At 62.6% G+C, this 16,303-nt stretch carries 14 protein-coding genes; 7 read left to right on the plus strand and 7 right to left on the minus strand.

Translation table 11 applies throughout. From position 1 onward, the window contains the following. Positions 1–74 precede the first annotated feature (74 nt). The 5 genes from GWQ31_RS08280 to GWQ31_RS08300 all read right to left on the minus strand — a co-directional run bounded on the left by GWQ31_RS08280 (position 75) and on the right by GWQ31_RS08300 (position 5,247). On the minus strand, positions 75–1,604 hold the full coding sequence (locus GWQ31_RS08280; RefSeq protein ID WP_275909177.1) for an ABC transporter permease subunit: 1,530 nt from the start codon (positions 1,602–1,604) through the stop codon (positions 75–77). Further along, positions 1,604–2,365: an ATP-binding cassette domain-containing protein gene (locus GWQ31_RS08285; RefSeq protein ID WP_275909099.1), complete on the minus strand. Its 762-nt coding sequence runs from the start codon at positions 2,363–2,365 to the stop codon at positions 1,604–1,606. The genes GWQ31_RS08280 and GWQ31_RS08285 overlap by 1 nt, the downstream gene beginning before the upstream one ends. Further along, the gene (locus GWQ31_RS08290; protein ID WP_265431837.1) at positions 2,362–3,207 is read right to left on the minus strand and encodes a putative selenate ABC transporter substrate-binding protein; all 846 of its coding nucleotides are present in this window, start codon (positions 3,205–3,207) and stop codon (positions 2,362–2,364) included. Before GWQ31_RS08290 ends, GWQ31_RS08285 begins: the two co-directional genes overlap by 4 nt. Positions 3,208–3,331: 124 nt before the next feature. Beyond that, positions 3,332–4,510, minus strand: a complete 1,179-nt coding sequence (pncB, locus tag GWQ31_RS08295) for a nicotinate phosphoribosyltransferase (protein ID WP_021138499.1) — start codon at positions 4,508–4,510, stop codon at positions 3,332–3,334. Between the two features lie 101 nt (positions 4,511–4,611). Next, positions 4,612–5,247, minus strand: coding sequence for a nicotinamidase (locus GWQ31_RS08300; RefSeq protein WP_275909100.1), 636 nt, complete (start codon positions 5,245–5,247; stop codon positions 4,612–4,614). 74 nt (positions 5,248–5,321) lie between these two features. Here GWQ31_RS08300 and GWQ31_RS08305 point away from each other — a divergent pair, with 74 nt between their 5' ends. Then, on the plus strand, positions 5,322–5,972 hold the full coding sequence (locus tag GWQ31_RS08305; RefSeq protein ID WP_275909101.1) for a DNA mismatch repair protein MutT: 651 nt from the start codon (positions 5,322–5,324) through the stop codon (positions 5,970–5,972). Then, positions 5,969–6,466 (plus strand): DUF523 domain-containing protein, encoded by a 498-nt coding sequence (locus tag GWQ31_RS08310; RefSeq protein WP_265461692.1) that lies wholly within the window; start codon positions 5,969–5,971, stop codon positions 6,464–6,466. Before GWQ31_RS08305 ends, GWQ31_RS08310 begins: the two co-directional genes overlap by 4 nt. Before the next feature lie 158 nt (positions 6,467–6,624). Here GWQ31_RS08310 and GWQ31_RS08315 read toward each other — a convergent pair whose 3' ends face one another. Together GWQ31_RS08315 and GWQ31_RS08320 are read right to left on the minus strand one after the other, a co-directional pair. Beyond that, positions 6,625–7,524, minus strand: coding sequence for an acyltransferase (locus tag GWQ31_RS08315; protein WP_275909102.1), 900 nt, complete (start codon positions 7,522–7,524; stop codon positions 6,625–6,627). Between the two features lie 136 nt (positions 7,525–7,660). Next, complete coding sequence (locus GWQ31_RS08320) at positions 7,661–9,175, minus strand: YifB family Mg chelatase-like AAA ATPase (protein WP_265461694.1); 1,515 nt, start codon at positions 9,173–9,175, stop codon at positions 7,661–7,663. A 384-nt stretch (positions 9,176–9,559) separates the two neighbouring features. Between GWQ31_RS08320 and ilvG the strand changes: the two genes are divergently transcribed. From ilvG to ilvA, 5 genes are all read left to right on the plus strand, one after another. Beyond that, complete coding sequence (gene ilvG / locus GWQ31_RS08325; protein WP_265461695.1) at positions 9,560–11,206, plus strand: acetolactate synthase 2 catalytic subunit; 1,647 nt, start codon at positions 9,560–9,562, stop codon at positions 11,204–11,206. Then, a complete protein-coding gene (gene ilvM, locus GWQ31_RS08330; protein ID WP_005318216.1) occupies positions 11,203–11,493 on the plus strand; it encodes an acetolactate synthase 2 small subunit in 291 nt (96 codons plus the stop codon). Before ilvG ends, ilvM begins: the two co-directional genes overlap by 4 nt. A gap of 12 nt (positions 11,494–11,505) precedes the next feature. Continuing rightward, complete coding sequence (locus GWQ31_RS08335; protein WP_059111903.1) at positions 11,506–12,447, plus strand: branched-chain amino acid transaminase; 942 nt, start codon at positions 11,506–11,508, stop codon at positions 12,445–12,447. 149 nt (positions 12,448–12,596) lie between these two features. After that, positions 12,597–14,438 (plus strand): dihydroxy-acid dehydratase, encoded by a 1,842-nt coding sequence (gene ilvD, locus GWQ31_RS08340; protein WP_021138492.1) that lies wholly within the window; start codon positions 12,597–12,599, stop codon positions 14,436–14,438. Between the two features lie 77 nt (positions 14,439–14,515). Then, positions 14,516–16,036 carry a threonine ammonia-lyase, biosynthetic gene (ilvA, locus tag GWQ31_RS08345; protein WP_005318222.1) on the plus strand — a complete coding sequence of 507 codons (1,521 nt, stop codon included), beginning with the start codon at positions 14,516–14,518 and terminating at the stop codon, positions 16,034–16,036. Positions 16,037–16,303: the final 267 nt, after the last annotated feature.

Genomic DNA, 16,303 nt, shown 5'->3' on the forward strand with positions numbered 1-16,303 from the left:
GTCACATTAGCACAGGCCATGATGACACCACCGCTTCGTCACCTTTCACCAAGGGCTTCGTGCCCCACTCATGCTTATTCTTCGCTTCGGCATGCCATTCGTTGTGCTCCTCGATAATGACGACCGGCGCTTTCCGCCAGCCAGACCAGCAGCAAGATGGCCAGGATCAGGGTGGCTGCCTGATCGTAACGGAACAGGCTGAGCGACACATAGAGCTGCTGCCCCAGCCCCCCTGCGCCCACCACCCCGAGTATGGTGGCGGCCCTCAGGTTCATCTCGCCGCGATAGAGGCTGTAGGCCAGCCACTGGCGTGACACCAGTGGAAACAGCCCGTACCAGAAGCTGGCCGTGGGGCTGGCGCCGCTCAATTGCAGGGCGAGGCGAGGGGCCTGATCCGCGTTCTCCAGCGTCTCCACGAACAGCCGGGCCAGCACGCCAGTGGTGTGCAGGGTGAGCGCCAGTATGCCCGCCACCGGCCCCAGCCCGACCGCGATCACCAGCAGGCTGGCGAAGATGAGCTCCGGCACGGATCGCAGCAGGTTGAACAGCAGCCTCAGTGGCCAGCAGTGGCGGGCGAGACAGGCCAGCGGCAGGGCCAGCAGGGCGCTCAACAGGGTACTCAGCAATGCCATCTGCACCGTATCGAGCAGGCCAAGGCCGACTGTTCGCAGAAAAGGCCCCGACCAGTCCGGTTGCAGAAACTCGCCGATGAACCGGCCCAGCCCGCCGAAGGAAAAACTCAGCATGCGCCAGTCGAGCTGGTGGAGTGCCATGGCGCTGGCCAGCCCCAGGCAGGCAAGCAGTTGCAGGCCGGGGGAGCGGGTGTGGCGCAGCCAGGCGCTGAGGCCGTCGGCCAGGGTCACCAGCAGGATGAAGGCCAGCAGCAGGGTCACTACCTCACCACCGGCAAACATGCGCAACGAGAGTTCGAGCTGCTGGCCGAGCCCGCCAGCACCGACGAAACCCATGATAACGGAGGCGCGCAGAGCACACTCCCAGCGATAGACGGTGTAGGAGAGCAGCTCCTGGCGCACCGCGGGCAGCACGCCGTACCAGAGCGCCTGCAGGCGGCCGCTGCCGCCGAGTAGCAGGGCGCGGGCCGGTTGCAGGGCGCCGCTCTCCATGATCTCGTTGTAGACCTTGGCCAGCATGCCGCCGTAGCTGACGGCGATGGCCAGGATGGCGGCCAGGGGCCCGAGCCCCGACAGACGCACGAACAGCAGCGCCCAGATGAGCTCGGGCAGGCTGCGCAGCAGAATGGCGATGAGCCGGCTGAAGGCGCGCAAGGCGCCGCGCAGCGGGCTGGGGATAGGCCCCAGCTCGGCCAGCGACAGGGCGCGGGAGCCGAGCAAGGCGAACGGAATGCCGAGCAGCAGGGCACCGGCCAGCCCCAGAGTCGCCACGGCCAGACTCTCCAGGGTAGCGGTCAGGGTCAGGGCCAGAAAGTCCTGATCCAGGCGGGGTGGCCAGCTGGTGGCGAGAAAGTTGCCCATCTGCCGCCAGCTCTGGCCATCGAGCAAGCCCAGCCAGCCGTCGGCCTGCTGCCACAGGCTGTAGCCGACCAGGGCCAGCAGCCAGGGCAGGGGATGGCGCCAGCGGCTCATCAGCCGATACACGGCAATGCCTCCTGGTCACCGGCGTAGAGGGCGGCCAGCATGGCCGGGGTGACGGCGGCGGCGGGGCAGTCGAACTGCACCCGCCCCTCGCGCAGGCCTATGATGCGGGGGAAGCGCTCGAGGGCCAGTTCGACCGCGTGCAGGCTGGCGATCAGGGTGCTGCCGCGCGTGCGGGCTTGCGCCAGCAGGGCATCCAGGCTGCTTTGGGCGAGTACGGGATCGAGGGCGGAGACAGGTTCATCGGCCAGCATCAGATCCGGCTGCTGATAGAGCACCCGGGCTATGCCGACCCGCTGCAACTGGCCACCGGAGAGCTCGCAGCAGCGCTGCTGCCACTTGTCGGCGAGGCCGAGGCGGGCCAGTTCGGCCCGTGCACCGTCCGGATTGCAGGGGCGCAGCAGCGAGAGCAGGGCGCGAACGAGGGACCAATGGCCGAGTCTGCCAGCCAGCACGGCAGTCACCACCGGCTGGGAGGCGGGCAGCGGAGGCTGCTGCCAGACCATGCCGATCCGGCTGCGCAGCCGCTGGCGGGCCCGGGTGGAGAGGGCCCAGGGATTTTCCCCCCACAGGGAGAGTGCCAGCTCACCGCGCAGCTCTGTGCCGATCAGCCGCAGCAGGCTGGTCTTGCCCGCGCCGCTCGGTCCTATGATGGCGACACACTCCCCTGCCTCGATCTGCAGGCGAAGCGGATGCAGGATGCGACTCTCGCCGAGCCGTAGCCCTGCTCCGTCCAGCGCAACGGCGATCACTTCAGCAGACCGGCCTGGGTCGCGGCCGCTTCTATGCCCTGATAGTTCTCGGGCCTGGTTTCGATGAAACGGCTGGCCCGCTGCAGCTTGAGGATCTCTGCCTGGGCCGGGACGGCAGGATCCAGGCTGAGGAAGGCCTGTTTGATTTTCTCCTGCAGCGCCGGATCCAGGTCGCCACGCACAGTCCAGTTGTAATCAAAGTAGGTCGGCGTGGTCCAGATCACCTTCACCTTGGCGGTATCGACCTTGCCCTCTTCCACCAGCTTGTCCCACACGGAGGCGTTGAGTGCACCGGCCGGCACCTTGCCGGAGGCGACCCAGGCAACGGTGGCGTCGTGAGCACCGGAGAAGGCGACATGGGCGAAGTCACGTTCCGGATTGATGCCCTGCTCGGCCAGGAAGTGGCGCGGCATCAGGTGACCCGAGGTGGAGGAGGGGGAGCCGAAGGCGAAGTCCTTGCCCCTGGTGTCGGCCAGGGTCTTGATGCCGCTGTCGGCATTGGCGATGAACTTGGAGGTGAACTGGGCATCCTCCTGGCGCTGTACCAGCGGCACTACCTTGTCGGCCCGACGATGGGCCTGCACATAAGTGAAACCCCCGAGCCAGGCCATGTCGAGTTTGCCGGCGGCCAGCGCCTCGACCACGGCGGCGTAATCGTTGACCGGTACGAACACCACCTCGCGCCCCGTCTTCTCGGCCAGATATTCTCCCAGCGGGGCGAACTTGCGCTGCAACTCGGTGGGGGCTTCATCCGGGATGGCGGATACCCGCAGCGGCTCGGCGGCAGTGGCGCCCAGGCTGGCCAGCAGGGTGGTGAGGGCAAATATCCATTTAGAGGTCATGGGCGGTTCCTTGTGGTCTGTCGTTCGGGCAAGAGAAAGGCCCGACACCAGTCGGACCTTTCAAGAGGGTCATGGTAGGGGGCCATCGGCGCTCTGCGCAATATGGGTTCCTCAAAAAGGCGTGTTACACCCCGACGTGGAAGGCCTGCTTGAGGTTGCGGATGAAGTCCGCATCCCGGCACAGGGTCTTGCCCGGGCTGTCGGAGATCTTGGCGACCGGGCCGCCGTTGCACTCCATCAGCTTGAAGACGATGTTCATGGGGCTGACACCGGGCAGATCGCAGGTGAGCTTGGTGCCGATGCCGAAGCTGGTGTTGATGCGGCCACGGAAGTGGCGGAACAGCTGCACCGCCTTGTCGAGGTTGAGCCCATCGGAGAAGACCAGGGTCTTGTCAGTGGGGTCTATGCCGAGGCGCTGGTAGTGGCTGATGGCCTTCTCGCCCCATACAACAGGGTCGCCGGAGTCGTGGCGCAGACCCTGATAACGGCTGGCCAGCTCAAAGTCAAAATCACGCAGGAAGGCGTCCATGGTGATGCAGTCGGTCAGGGCAATGCCGAGGTGGTTGGTGAATTCGTCCAGCCAGCTGGTGAGGGCGGCGCGCTGGCTGTGCTCGAGCGGGAAGCCGAGCTGCTGGTGAGCCTGAAACCACTCGTGGGCCTGGGTGCCCACGGCAGGTAGTTGGTACTTTTGGGCCAGCAGGTAGTTGCTGGTGCCGCGAAATGCCGGCAGCCGCTCCTTGAGACGGCCCACGACCGCATCCTGCACCGCATGGGAGAAGCGGCGACGGGTACCGAAGTCGATGAGGTTGAACTCGCTCATCTCTTCCGGGCTGAGGTCCTGTTCCAGCTTGTCGATCTTTTGATCGAGCCGATCCAGCGCCTGGCTGACGCCAAACTGGGGGTAGCGGAAGCGGTTGCGCATCTCGCTGATGATGGCGAGCACCGGGATTTCCCACAGGATCACATCCTGCCAGGGTCCTTCTACCCGCACATTGATGCGGCCATCCTGCTCGAATACCTGCAGCAGAGAGGCATCGAGGGGCTTGCGGCGCAGGTGATCCAGGTAGTCGGCGGTGAAGAAGGGGCGCTCGGCCAGAAAATTCAGTTCCGGCCTGGTGAGCCGCAGGGAGCCGGCGAGACGCAGTTGCTCCTCGATCTGGCCCATCATGGGCAGCAGATCTTCTTCGTTGCGGCTGTGGAATTCGGCCACCACCTCGGCATCCGGATAGCGATGGAATACCGCCTGCTGCATATGCAGCTTGTAGGCGTCGGTGTCGAGCAGGCTGGTGAGAATCGGTGGCATATCAGGCTCCCCGCAGGTTGGTGAGCGCGATGACGCGCTCCTGCTGCATAGGTAATGTGCAGGCGCCGGTATCGGCTTGGCGGGTGAGGATCGGCGGCATATCAGGCATCCAGCAGGCGTTGTACATCGATCAAGGTCTGGGCCAGCTCGGCCCCGGCTTCGACCATCTGGGAGTGAGCGCTGGCAACCGTATCCGGGGCTATACCACGGCAGGCATCGAGATGGACGATCACCCGAAAACCGGCGTGGCGCAGTTGCAACACGCTGGTCTTGACGCAGTAGTCGGTGGCGAGGCCGCCGACCAGCACGGTAGTGACGCCACGGGCATGCAGGAATTCGATGAGCCCTGTGCTGCGCCGTTCGGCCAGGTCGTGAAAGCAGGTGCCGTAGGGATGCAGATCCGGCTCGACCCCCTTCCAGACGAAGAAGTCGTAATCGATGGGGGCGGGCAGGCCATCCAGCAGCTCGAAGCCTTGGGTGCCGGGCACGCAGTGTACCGGCCAGGTGAGGTCGGCATTGGGCAAGTCCAGCGGCAACAGCATGCCAGCGGGGTCACTGACGGCCCAGGCTGCGTTGGCGGGATGGGAGTCTTTGCTGCCAATACGCAGGGTGGCGAGGGTGGCCTGAGCGTTGAGCGCAGCCACAATATCATCCCCGCCCACGACGGGCAGTTCGTTCGGGCAGAGGGGAGTAAATCCCTTCTGCGCATCAATATCCAGGCTGGCGACGGTTCCCATGATTGGCTCCTTCACATACTATTCGTGTGATATTATCTACCAAACATTAATGGAAGGCGAGCAGGGCGATCGACATGCTGAGAATGAGTCTGGATATGGTGGTGCTGCGGTTGTACGAGGAGCGGCTCGAGCTGTTGCTCGAAACCCGTGATCACCCTCCCTTTGCCAACTGCTGGCAACTGCCGGCACTGCGCATCGACGAGACTCGGGATCGGGACCTGGACACGGCTCGCCATCGCCTGCTGGCGGAGTGGGGGCTCGGCCACTGCTACAGCGAACAGGTTTGCACTCTCGGCAATCTGGAGCGGGATCCCCGTGGCTGGTCCACCGCGCTGGTCTACCTCTGTCTGGTCGATCCGGAAGTCGAAGCCGTGCACGGTTGCTGGCATCCACTCTCGGCCCTGCCCGGCCTCAGTCTCGCCTTCGATCATACCCAGCTTATTGCCAGAGGACTGGAGCGACTGCGGATCAAGAGTCGCTACAGCACCTTGCCGCTGCAACTGCTGGGGTCCGAGTTCACTCTCTCCGAGGTGCAGCGTGCCTTTGAAATCATCCTGCAAACTCCCATGAATACAGCGGCGTTTCGCAAGCGGATCCATCGTGCCGATATTCTGGTGGACACCGGCCGCAAGCGCACCGGCAAGCAGCGCCCCGCCATTATCTACCGGTTGGAGAGCCCTTGCTGCGTCATGTTCGATCAGGTGATGCACGGGGCAGAAGCATGAGCAAAGCGCCGCCCCGGGTGCTGGTGAGTGCCTGCTTGCTGGGTCAGCCAGTACGTTACGATGGCCAGAGCAAGGGGATTGTCAGCGACTGGCTGAATGAGCTTGGCGCCGAGGGGCGAACGCAGTCTTTCTGCCCCGAAGTGGCAGGCGGACTGCCGACTCCGCGCCCCCCTGCCGAGCGGCAGGGTGATCTGGTGCTGACCGCGAACGGACTGGATGTGACGGCCGAGTTCGATCGCGGCGCCGAGTTGGCGCTGGCGATCTGTCAGGCACAAGGCATTCGCTTTGCCCTGCTCAAGGAGGGGAGTCCTTCTTGCGGTAGTCGCCGCATCTACAATGGCCGCTTCGAAGGTGTATCAGTGGCGGGTGAGGGCAAGACCACGGCCCTGCTGCGTCACAACGGCATCGCAGTGTTCAGCGAGGAGCAGTTGCCAGAACTGGCCTTGGCGCTTGCTTCGGCAATCGCCAAGGAGTCGGACTCAACGCCAAACTGACCCATAGCATCGGCCGGTATCACTTGTGCCCGCACGACGTCAGTTTCCTGCCAACGCGCATTCAGCCATTCCTGAAAACCACTCTCAAACTGTTGCCATGGTCACCAACCTGAAGGCCAGCCCTGCTGCCGGGTAGAGCTGGATTGGTGAGGGGTCTTTTACCGCGCCTTGTCTGCCAGCAGTTGGCTAAGGGTCTGGTCCTTTTCGTGCCAGATCCCGTTCAACCACTGTTGAAACGCCTGTTGGAACTCGGGGTCATTGAAGTAATCCCCTACCAGTTTGCGTTCAATTGGCAGAAAGCGAACCTGAACCTTGATCTCCTTCACCCGACCGCACATGAAGTCCCAGTAACTGGGGATACCACCCGGATAGGCGATGGTCACATCCACCAGTTGATGCAGCTGGTCGCCCATGGCCGCCAGGGTGAAGGCGATGCCACCAGCCCTCGGGTGCAACAGATGGCGATAAGGCGCTGCCTGTTTGTCGTGCTTGTGGGCGGTGAAGCGGGTGCCCTCCACGAAGTTCATCACACTCACCGGAATGTGGCAAAACCTGGCACAGGCCTTTCGGGTTGTTTCTATGTCTTTTCCCTTCAGATGTGGCCTTTTTTCCAGAAATTTACGGGAATAGCGCCGCATGAAGGGGAAGTCCAGCGCCCACCAGGCCAGACCGAGAAAAGGTACCCAAATCAGCTCTTTCTTGAGGAAAAACTTCAGGAAGGGGATTTTTTGATTAAAAACCCGCTGCAATACCAGTATGTCGACCCAGGATTGATGGTTGGCAATCACCATGTACCACTCATCACGGCTTCCTTTGTCCGCGCCGACCACCTCGAAAGAGGTCCCTATGATGGTTTTCTGGATCAGGTTGTTGACACCGATCCAGCAGCTTGCGCAGCCATCCAGCAGAGCGTTGCAGAGGGTACGCCAGCCTTTGAGTGGCAACAGCAGCTTGAAAATGCCCAGCAAGAAGATGGGGATAAACCAGAAGAGGGTGTTGAAAAAATAGAGCAGGGTCGAGAGGCTGCCGCGCAGCCGCTCTATCAGCTTGTTGTGCATGAGTCGGGTCCGTCTCGTTGTCTGTGGGTGGCAACCAAGTGGTCAGATCTGTGACCATAATATCAGCCGATGAGCCGCTAGACCATGCACGGGACCCTCACGCATGTGGGACTCACTATCTCTTTATCCCAGCCATTCAGCCGCTGCGCAGCCGCGACAGCAGCCTGTCCATGGCCCTGTAGCCGAGAGCCTCGATCAGATGATCCTTCTCGATCGCAGGTCGCCCCGCCAGATCTGCTATGGTGCGTGACACCCGCAGTATGCGGTGCCAGGCCCGGATGCTGAGTCCCAGCTTCTGGATGGCATTCTCCAAAAACTCGGCATCTTGCGGCGATAATCGGCAAATATCTTCGATTTCACGACTATCAAGCAGGTTGTTGAGCTTGCCATTGCGGCTCAGCATTCGCTCCCGCGCCGCCAGTACTCGATCGCGGATCTGCTGACTCGATTCCCCCCGCTCCGCCTTGCCGGTGAGACTCCCCTTGGGCAGCAGCGGCACCTCCACCGTCAGGTCAAAGCGATCGAGGAAGGGGCCGGAGAGCTTGCCAAGATAGCGAAGTATCTGATCCGGGCTGGAGCGGGTCTGGCCGTCACCATAGTGGCCGCAGGGGCTGGGGTTCATGGCGCCCACCAGCTGGAAGCGGGCGGGGAAATCCACCTGACGGGCGGCGCGGCTGATGGTGATGTGGCCCGTCTCCAGCGGTTCGCGCAGAGAGTCGAGCACCTTGCGCTCGAACTCCGGCAGCTCGTCGAGAAAGAGTACCCCGTTGTGGGCCAAGGATATTTCGCCGGGTCTGGGATGGCTGCCACCGCCCACCAGGGCCACGGCGGAGGCACTGTGATGGGGCGTGCGATAGGGCCTGTGGTGCCAGTGACCGGCGCGCGGGGTCAGGCCGCCGATGGAGTGGATGGCTGCGGTCTGCTGAGCCTCCTGCTCGCTCAGGGGTGGCAAGATGCCGGGCAAACGGCTGGCCAGCATGCTCTTACCGGTACCGGGCGGGCCTATGAACAGCAGATTGTGGCTGCCGGCGGCAGCGATCTCCAATGCCCGCTTGGCCTGTGACTGGCCGATCACATCCTGCAGATCCGGCACATCGGGCAGGGAGTCCGTGGTCTGGAGCTCCGGCAGAGGCAGCTCATATTGGCCTGCCAGCCAGGCGGTGACGGCCAGCAGCTGGTGGGCGGTACGTACCTCGGCATCCTGAATGAGGGAGGCTTCGGGGCCATTTTCTCTCGGTACCAGCAGGGTGCGCCCCGCATCGCGGCAGGCGAGCACGGCGGGCAGCACCCCGAGCACGGGACGGATCTCGCCGGTCAGGGCCAACTCCCCTAAAAATTCGTGATCGAGCAGGTATTTTGCTGGTATCTGCTTGGAAGCGGCGAGAATGCCGATGGCGATGGCCAGATCGAAACGGCCCCCCTCCTTGGGCAGGTCGGCGGGTGCCAGGTTGACCGTGATATGTTTGCTCGGGAACTCGAAATTACCGTTTAGCAGGGCACTGCGCACCCGATCCCGGGATTCCTTCACCGAGGTTTCCGGCAATCCCACCATGTTGAAGGCGGGCAGACCGTTGGAGAGGTGAACTTCCACCGTGACTTGCGGCGCCGCTATCCCCAGGCTGGCACGGCTATAAACCACAGCTAATGACATAAATCCCGTCCTTGGTTTGATGTATGTGCTGGTTAACCGTTTTTTATTAGTTTTTTGTTCCAGCCATAAGGCTGCTGCTTAGTCAAAATCAGAGTCTTGTCAGGTAAAAAAGGCTTGCCCAATAAAAATCACCGTGCTAGTTCTAATAGCCATTCGCGGTGCAAACCGCCCCAATTTCACAGGATTTCCGGTTGTAACTATGAACATGGCCTCCCGTTTCGTCAGCATTATTGTGGTCCTAGTGGTGATTATTATCTCACCGCTCGGGGCTCGTTTAGCTGCACGGAACAAGGGATAAACCCACCACCGGACAGAACGAAACAAGCGACCCCCGAGCCTCACAGCTCGGGGGTTTTTTTTCGACTACAGGACAGGATTTTCCACATGAACGGCGCGCAGTTTTTGGTACAGGCTCTCAAGAAACAGGGTGTGACCCAGGTGTTTGGTTACCCGGGCGGAGCCATCATGCCGGTCTACGACGCCCTGTATGACGGGGGCCTTGCCCATCAGCTCTGTCGCCACGAGCAGGGGGCCGCCATGGCTGCGGTGGGCTATGCCCGCGCCTCCGGCCAGGTGGGGGTCTGCATCGCCACCTCGGGCCCGGGCGCCACCAATCTGGTGACCGGGCTGGCGGAGGCACTGCTCGACTCGGTGCCCCTTGTGGCCATCAGCGGTCAGGTGCCCTGTTCCGCAATAGGTACAGATGCGTTTCAGGAGGTCGACGTGCTCGGCATGTCCCTCTCCTGCACCAAGCACTCCTTCATGGTGACCGATGTGGCGGATCTGGGGCGTGTGCTGGAAGAGGCCTTCGCCATCGCCACCGAAGGTCGTCCCGGTCCTGTGCTCATCGATTTTCCCAAGGATGTGCAGTTGGCCGCCGTGCCAGCGCAGAATCTGCTGTTTGCGGTGGAGGAGCCTGAGGCCCTCAATCCGGCCGAGCTGACGCTGGCCCGCACCCTGCTGGCGGCTGCCGAGCGCCCGGTGCTCTACGTTGGTGGCGGAGTGGGCATGGCCAATGCCGAAACCCAGCTGCGCGAGTTTGCCACCGTCACCGGCATGCCGGCGGTCACCACCCTCAAGGGGATTGGCGCGCTGGATCCTGACAGCCCTGTCTATCTGGGCATGCTCGGCATGCACGGTACCAAGTCGGCCAACTATGCGGTGCAGCAGTGCGATCTGCTGGTGGTAGTGGGTGCCCGGTTCGATGACAGGGTGACCGGCAAGCTGGAAGAGTTTGCCCCCGAGGCCAAGGTGATCCATCTGGATGTGGATGCCGCCGAGTTCGGCAAGCGCCGCGCCGCCGAAGTGGGCATCACCACGGATCTCAAGCGGGTGTTGCCCGCCCTGGCCATGGCACTGGCCATCGATCCCTGGCGTGAGCACTGCGCTAACATGGCCCGCGAGTATGCGTTTCGCTACGACCACCCCGGCCAGCCCATCTATGCCCCGGCCCTGCTCAAGCAACTCTCGGCCCGCCTGCCGGACACCAGCGTGGTGGCCTGCGACGTGGGCCAGCACCAGATGTGGGTGGCCCAGCACATGCGTTTCACCAGTCCGCGCAATCATCTCTCCAGTGCCGGTCTCGGTACCATGGGGTTTGGCTTGCCCGCCGCCATCGGCGCCAAGATGTCGCGCCCCGATGACGAGGTGGTGCTGGTGAGCGGTGATGGCTCCTTCATGATGAACGTGCAGGAGCTGGGCACCATACGCCGCGCTCAGCTCAAGGTGAAAATGGTGCTGATCGACAACCAGCGTCTCGGCATGGTGCGCCAGTGGCAGGAGCTGTTCTTCGATGGTCGTTACAGCGAGACCATCCTCTCCGACAACCCCGATTTCGTCGCTCTGGCCGCCGCCTTTGGCATCCCGGGTGAGACCATCACATGCAAGGATCAAATCGCAGCAGCTCTCGACCGCCTGCTGGGGAGCGAAGGCGCCTATCTGCTGCATGTGGCCATTTCAGAGGAAGAAAACGTCTGGCCCCTGGTTCCGCCGGGAGTCGCCAACCACAAGATGATGGAGCAACGCCCATGAACCCGCACACCTTTGCGCAGCCAGCATTTGCACAACACACCTTGCACATTCACGCCCAGCCCAGACCCGAAGTGATGGAACGGGTATTGAGGGTGGTGCGCCACCGCGGCTTCAATCTCTGTGCCCTCAGCATGGAGATGGGGGCGGAGCAGGATTGCCAACAGCTGCGGATCACGGTTACTGTCGAGTCGGTGCGTCCCATCCAGCATTTATGGAGCCAGCTGGTCAAGCTGGTGGACGTCTCCCGGGTCGATGCACTGGAACAGCAACCCCGGATCAGAGCTTAAGGAGCAACAGCAATGTCACAGCCTTCCCAACCCCAGCCGCAATATATCTGGTTCAACGGCCACATGGTTCCCTGGCAAGATGCCCAGGTGCACGTCATGAGCCACGCCCTGCACTATGGCTCCTCTGTGTTCGAGGGTGTGCGTGCCTATGACACCCCCAAGGGGACCTGTATCTTCCGTCTGCAGGAGCACACCCGCCGCCTGTTCGACTCCGCCAAAATCTACTGGATGGAGGTGCCCTACAGCGAGGCCGAGGTGAATGAAGCCTGCCGCGCCGTGGTGCGCGAGAACGGCCTCAAGAGCGGTTATCTGCGTCCGCTGGCCTTTATCGGCAATGTGGGGCTGGGACTGCATCCACCGCTGGATGCCAAGGCCGAGCTCATGGTGGCTGCCCTGCCGTGGGGTGCCTATCTGGGGGAAGAGGGTCTGAAAAACGGGGTGGATGTGTGCGTCACCTCCTGGAACCGGCTGGCCCCCAACACGATTCCGACCGGCGCCAAAGCAGGTGGCAACTACCTCTCATCCCAACTCATCAGCCGGGAAGCCAAGCGCAACGGCTACGCAGAAGGACTGGCGCTGGATGTGAACGGCTACCTGAGCGAAGGCGCTGGTGAGAACCTGTTCCTGGTGAAAAACGGCGTGCTCTTCACCCCGCCTGCCACCGCCGCCATCCTGCCCGGCATTACCCGCGACACCATCATGACGCTAGCGCGAGACTTGGGTTATGAGGTGCGCGAGCAGGCGCTGCCCCGCGAGGCGCTTTATGTGGCGGACGAGATCTTCATGACGGGCACTGCCGCCGAGGTAACACCTGTGCGTTCGGTGGATCGGATGAAGGTGGGTGCCGGTTGCCGTGGCCCAGTGACCGAGCAGTTGCAGAACGCCTTCTTCGGGTTGTTCAACGGCCAGACAAAGGACAAATGGAACTGGCTGACCCCGGTCGATGACAAGTAACGGCTGACGAGCACGGGGAGGTGCCATGCCTCCCCGAGTCGCTTCCGGTCAGGGTATCCGTGTTGTGCCCTGACCAGGATCGATTCCCGATCCGCGAGTCACACATTCAAGAAATAATGCGCCCCATGGGCATTCAGGGAGTAGAGACAATGCCGAAGTTGAGATCCGCCACCACCACCCACGGACGTAACATGGCCGGGGCCCGCGCCCTCTGGCGCGCCACTGGCATGACAGACGAGGATTTCGGCAAGCCCATCATAGCCGTGGTCAACTCCTTCACCCAGTTCGTACCGGGTCACGTCCACCTCAAGGATCTGGGCCAGCTGGTGGCCCGCGAGATCGAAGCCGCCGGCGGCGTGGCCAAAGAGTTCAATACCATAGCCGTGGATGACGGCATCGCCATGGGCCACGGCGGCATGCTCTATTCGCTGCCGTCTCGCGAGCTTATCGCCGACTCGGTGGAGTACATGGTCAACGCCCACTGCGCCGATGCCATGGTCTGCATCTCCAACTGTGACAAGATCACACCGGGGATGCTGATGGCCGCCCTGCGCATCAACATACCCGTGATCTTCGTCTCCGGCGGCCCCATGGAAGCGGGCAAGACCAAGCTGTCCGATCAGATCATCAAACTGGATCTGGTGGATGCCATGATCCAGGGCGCCGACCCCAAGGTCTCCGATGCCCAGAGCGAACAGGTGGAGCGCAGCGCCTGCCCTACCTGCGGCTCCTGTTCCGGCATGTTTACTGCCAACTCCATGAACTGCCTGACCGAGGCGCTGGGGCTTTCCCAACCGGGCAACGGCTCCATGCTGGCGACCCATGCCGATCGCGAGCAGCTGTTCAAGCTGGCAGGCCAGCGCATCGTCACCCTGGCCAAGCGTTATTACCAGCAGGATGACGAGAGCGCCCTGCCACGCAACATCGCTACCAAGGCGGCGTTCGAGAATGCCATGGCGCTGGATATCGCCATGGGCGGTTCCACCAATACAGTGCTGCACCTGCTGGCGGCGGCGCAGGAAGCCGGGGTGGACTTCACCATGGCCGATATCGACCGCATGTCTCGCAAGGTGCCCCAGCTGTGCAAGGTGGCCCCCTCTACCCAGAAGTACCATATGGAAGATGTGCACCGTGCCGGTGGCGTGGTCGCCATTTTGGGTCAGCTGGAGAAGGCGGGTCTGGTGCACGGTGACACCCGTACCGTACTGGGCGGCTCCCTGGCCGAGCTGCTCAACGAATACGACGTCAGCCGCCAGCCGAGCCAGGAGGTGGTGGACTTCTACCGCGCTGGCCCTGCCGGTATCCGCACCACCAAGGCGTTCAGCCAGGATTGCCGCTGGCCCGAGCTGGATGTGGACAGAGCAGAGGGGTGCATCCGCTCGCTGGAGCATGCCTACAGCCTGGAGGGGGGCTTGGCCGTGCTCTCCGGCAACCTGGCTCTTGATGGCGCCATTGTAAAAACGGCCGGTGTGGATGACGAGAACCTCTGCTTCCGTGGCCCGGCCCGGGTATTCGAGAGCCAGGACACGGCGGTTGCCGGCATTCTGGATGGCACAGTCAAGGCCGGTGAAGTGGTAGTGATCCGCTACGAAGGGCCAAAAGGGGGCCCCGGCATGCAGGAGATGCTCTATCCCACCACCTATCTCAAGTCCATGGGATTGGGCAAGCAGTGCGCCCTGATCACCGATGGCCGCTTCTCCGGCGGTACTTCGGGTCTCTCCATCGGTCACGTCTCGCCCGAGGCGGCCTCTGGCGGCACTATCGGTTTGGTGGAAGATGGGGACATCATCAACATCAACATCCCGGCCCGCAGCATGGTGCTGGAGGTGGCCGACAGCGTGCTGGCCGCCCGCCGCGTTGCCGTGGAAGCCCGTGGCTGGAAGCCGCTGGACCGTCAGCGTCAGGTCTCCTTTGCCCTGCGCGCCTATGCCATGCTCGCCACCAGCGCCGACAAGGGCGCTGTGCGTGACCGCAGCAAGCTGGAGGAGTGATGATGAGCCTTTATCGTTTGCTCCGTGATGAGCCGGGCGCAGTATGTGCCCATCAATGCGAGACGGAGGAATAACTCATGGTCTCTGCGGCTGATTATCTACGCAAGGTGTTGCTCTCCCCCGTCTATGAGGCGGCGCGGGTGACTCCCTTGCAGACCCTTAAAAAATTGTCCGAACGGCTTGGCAACCATGTGGCGCTCAAGCGTGAAGACTTGCAACCCGTGCACTCCTTCAAGCTGCGCGGTGCCTACCACAAGATCGCCACCCTGACCCAGGAGCAGAAGGATCACGGCGTCATCGCCGCCTCTGCCGGCAACCACGCCCAGGGGGTCGCCCTGTCGGCGGCCAAGCTCGGCATCAAGGCCATCATAGTGATGCCCAAGACCACGCCGGACATCAAGATCGATGCGGTACGCCGCCAGGGCGGCAATGTCATGCTGTTTGGCAACAGCTTCGATGAGGCCTATGCCGAAAGCCGCCGCCTCTCAGAACTGGAGGGCTACACCCTGATACCGCCGTTTGACGACGTCGAGGTGATCGCGGGCCAGGGCACTATCGGCAAGGAGTTGCTGGAGCAGGATACCCACCTCACCCACGTCTTCGTGCCTGTGGGTGGCGGTGGCCTGGCCGCCGGGGTGGCGGTTTATATCAAGCAGCTGCTGCCGGACGTCAAGGTGATCGGGGTGGAAGCGGAGGGGTCCGCCTGCCTCAAGGCAGCCATGGAGGCCGGCGAGCCTGTCAATCTGGAGCGGGTCTCCCTGTTTGCCGACGGTGTGGCGGTCAAGCGCATCGGCACAGAGACGTTTCGCCTCTGCAATCAATATCTGGACGAGGTGGTGACAGTCTCCAACGACCAGATCTGCGCCGCGCTGAAAGACATCTTCGATGACTGTCGTGCCATTGCCGAACCTTCCGGCGCCCTGTCGCTGGCGGGGCTCAAGGCCTACAGCGAGCGGGAACAGGTCAAGGGCGGACGGATGGCGGCCATTCTGTCGGGTGCCAACGTCAACTTCCACAGCCTGCGCTACGTGTCGGAGCGCTGCGAGATCGGCGAGAAGCGCGAGGGCATGCTGGCGGTGACCATCCCCGAGCGCAAGGGGGCTTTCCTCGACTTTTGTCGCCAGCTTGGTCCGCGCATGGTGACCGAGTTCAACTACCGCTACTCGGATGCGGCCCAGGCCTCGCTGTTTGTCTCGGTGCGCCTGACCGGCGGCGACGAGGAGCTCGGCCAGATCATCGACCAACTCGGCGGCAACGGCTATCCGGTGGTCAACATGACAGAGAGCGAGCTGGCCAAGAACCACGTGCGCTACATGATTGGCGGCCGCCCGGCCCGGCCCCTCGGTGAACGTCTCTACAGCTTCAAGTTTCCGGAGCAACCGGGCGCTCTGATGCGCTTTCTGGAGACCCTGGGCTGTCGCTGGAACATCAGCCTGTTCCACTACCGCAACCACGGCGCCGACTACGGTCGCGTGCTCTGCGCCTTCGAGCTGCCGGATGAGGACGTGGCCGCCTTCCACGACTACCTGCGCGAGATTGGCTACGGCTGGAAGGAGGTCAGTGACGACCCCGCCTACCGGCTGTTTCTGGCCAGCTGATACAGAGCGAAAAGCAGGAGGGAGGCGTTATGCCTCCCTCTTCTTTTTGGGCCTGTTTCTTGGGTCTATGGTGGCGACAGCGACATATTGGCTACCGGAAGATCCGAGTTTATGCAGCACTTTCAACGCACTATGACAATCCTCATTCACAGGGTCGTTTTCCCGTCTGGAATGTCGCCAGCTTCACACTCTTGAGTCCCTGGTCATTTGAGGCTGACAAGAGATGGGATAACCTGAGTGGCGGGGCCAGCTTGGCCCCATCAGGGA

Origin of the sequence: Aeromonas sp. 2MA4 (assembly GCF_029237305.1) — a bacterium.
Lineage (GTDB): Bacteria > Pseudomonadota > Gammaproteobacteria > Enterobacterales > Aeromonadaceae > Aeromonas > Aeromonas salmonicida.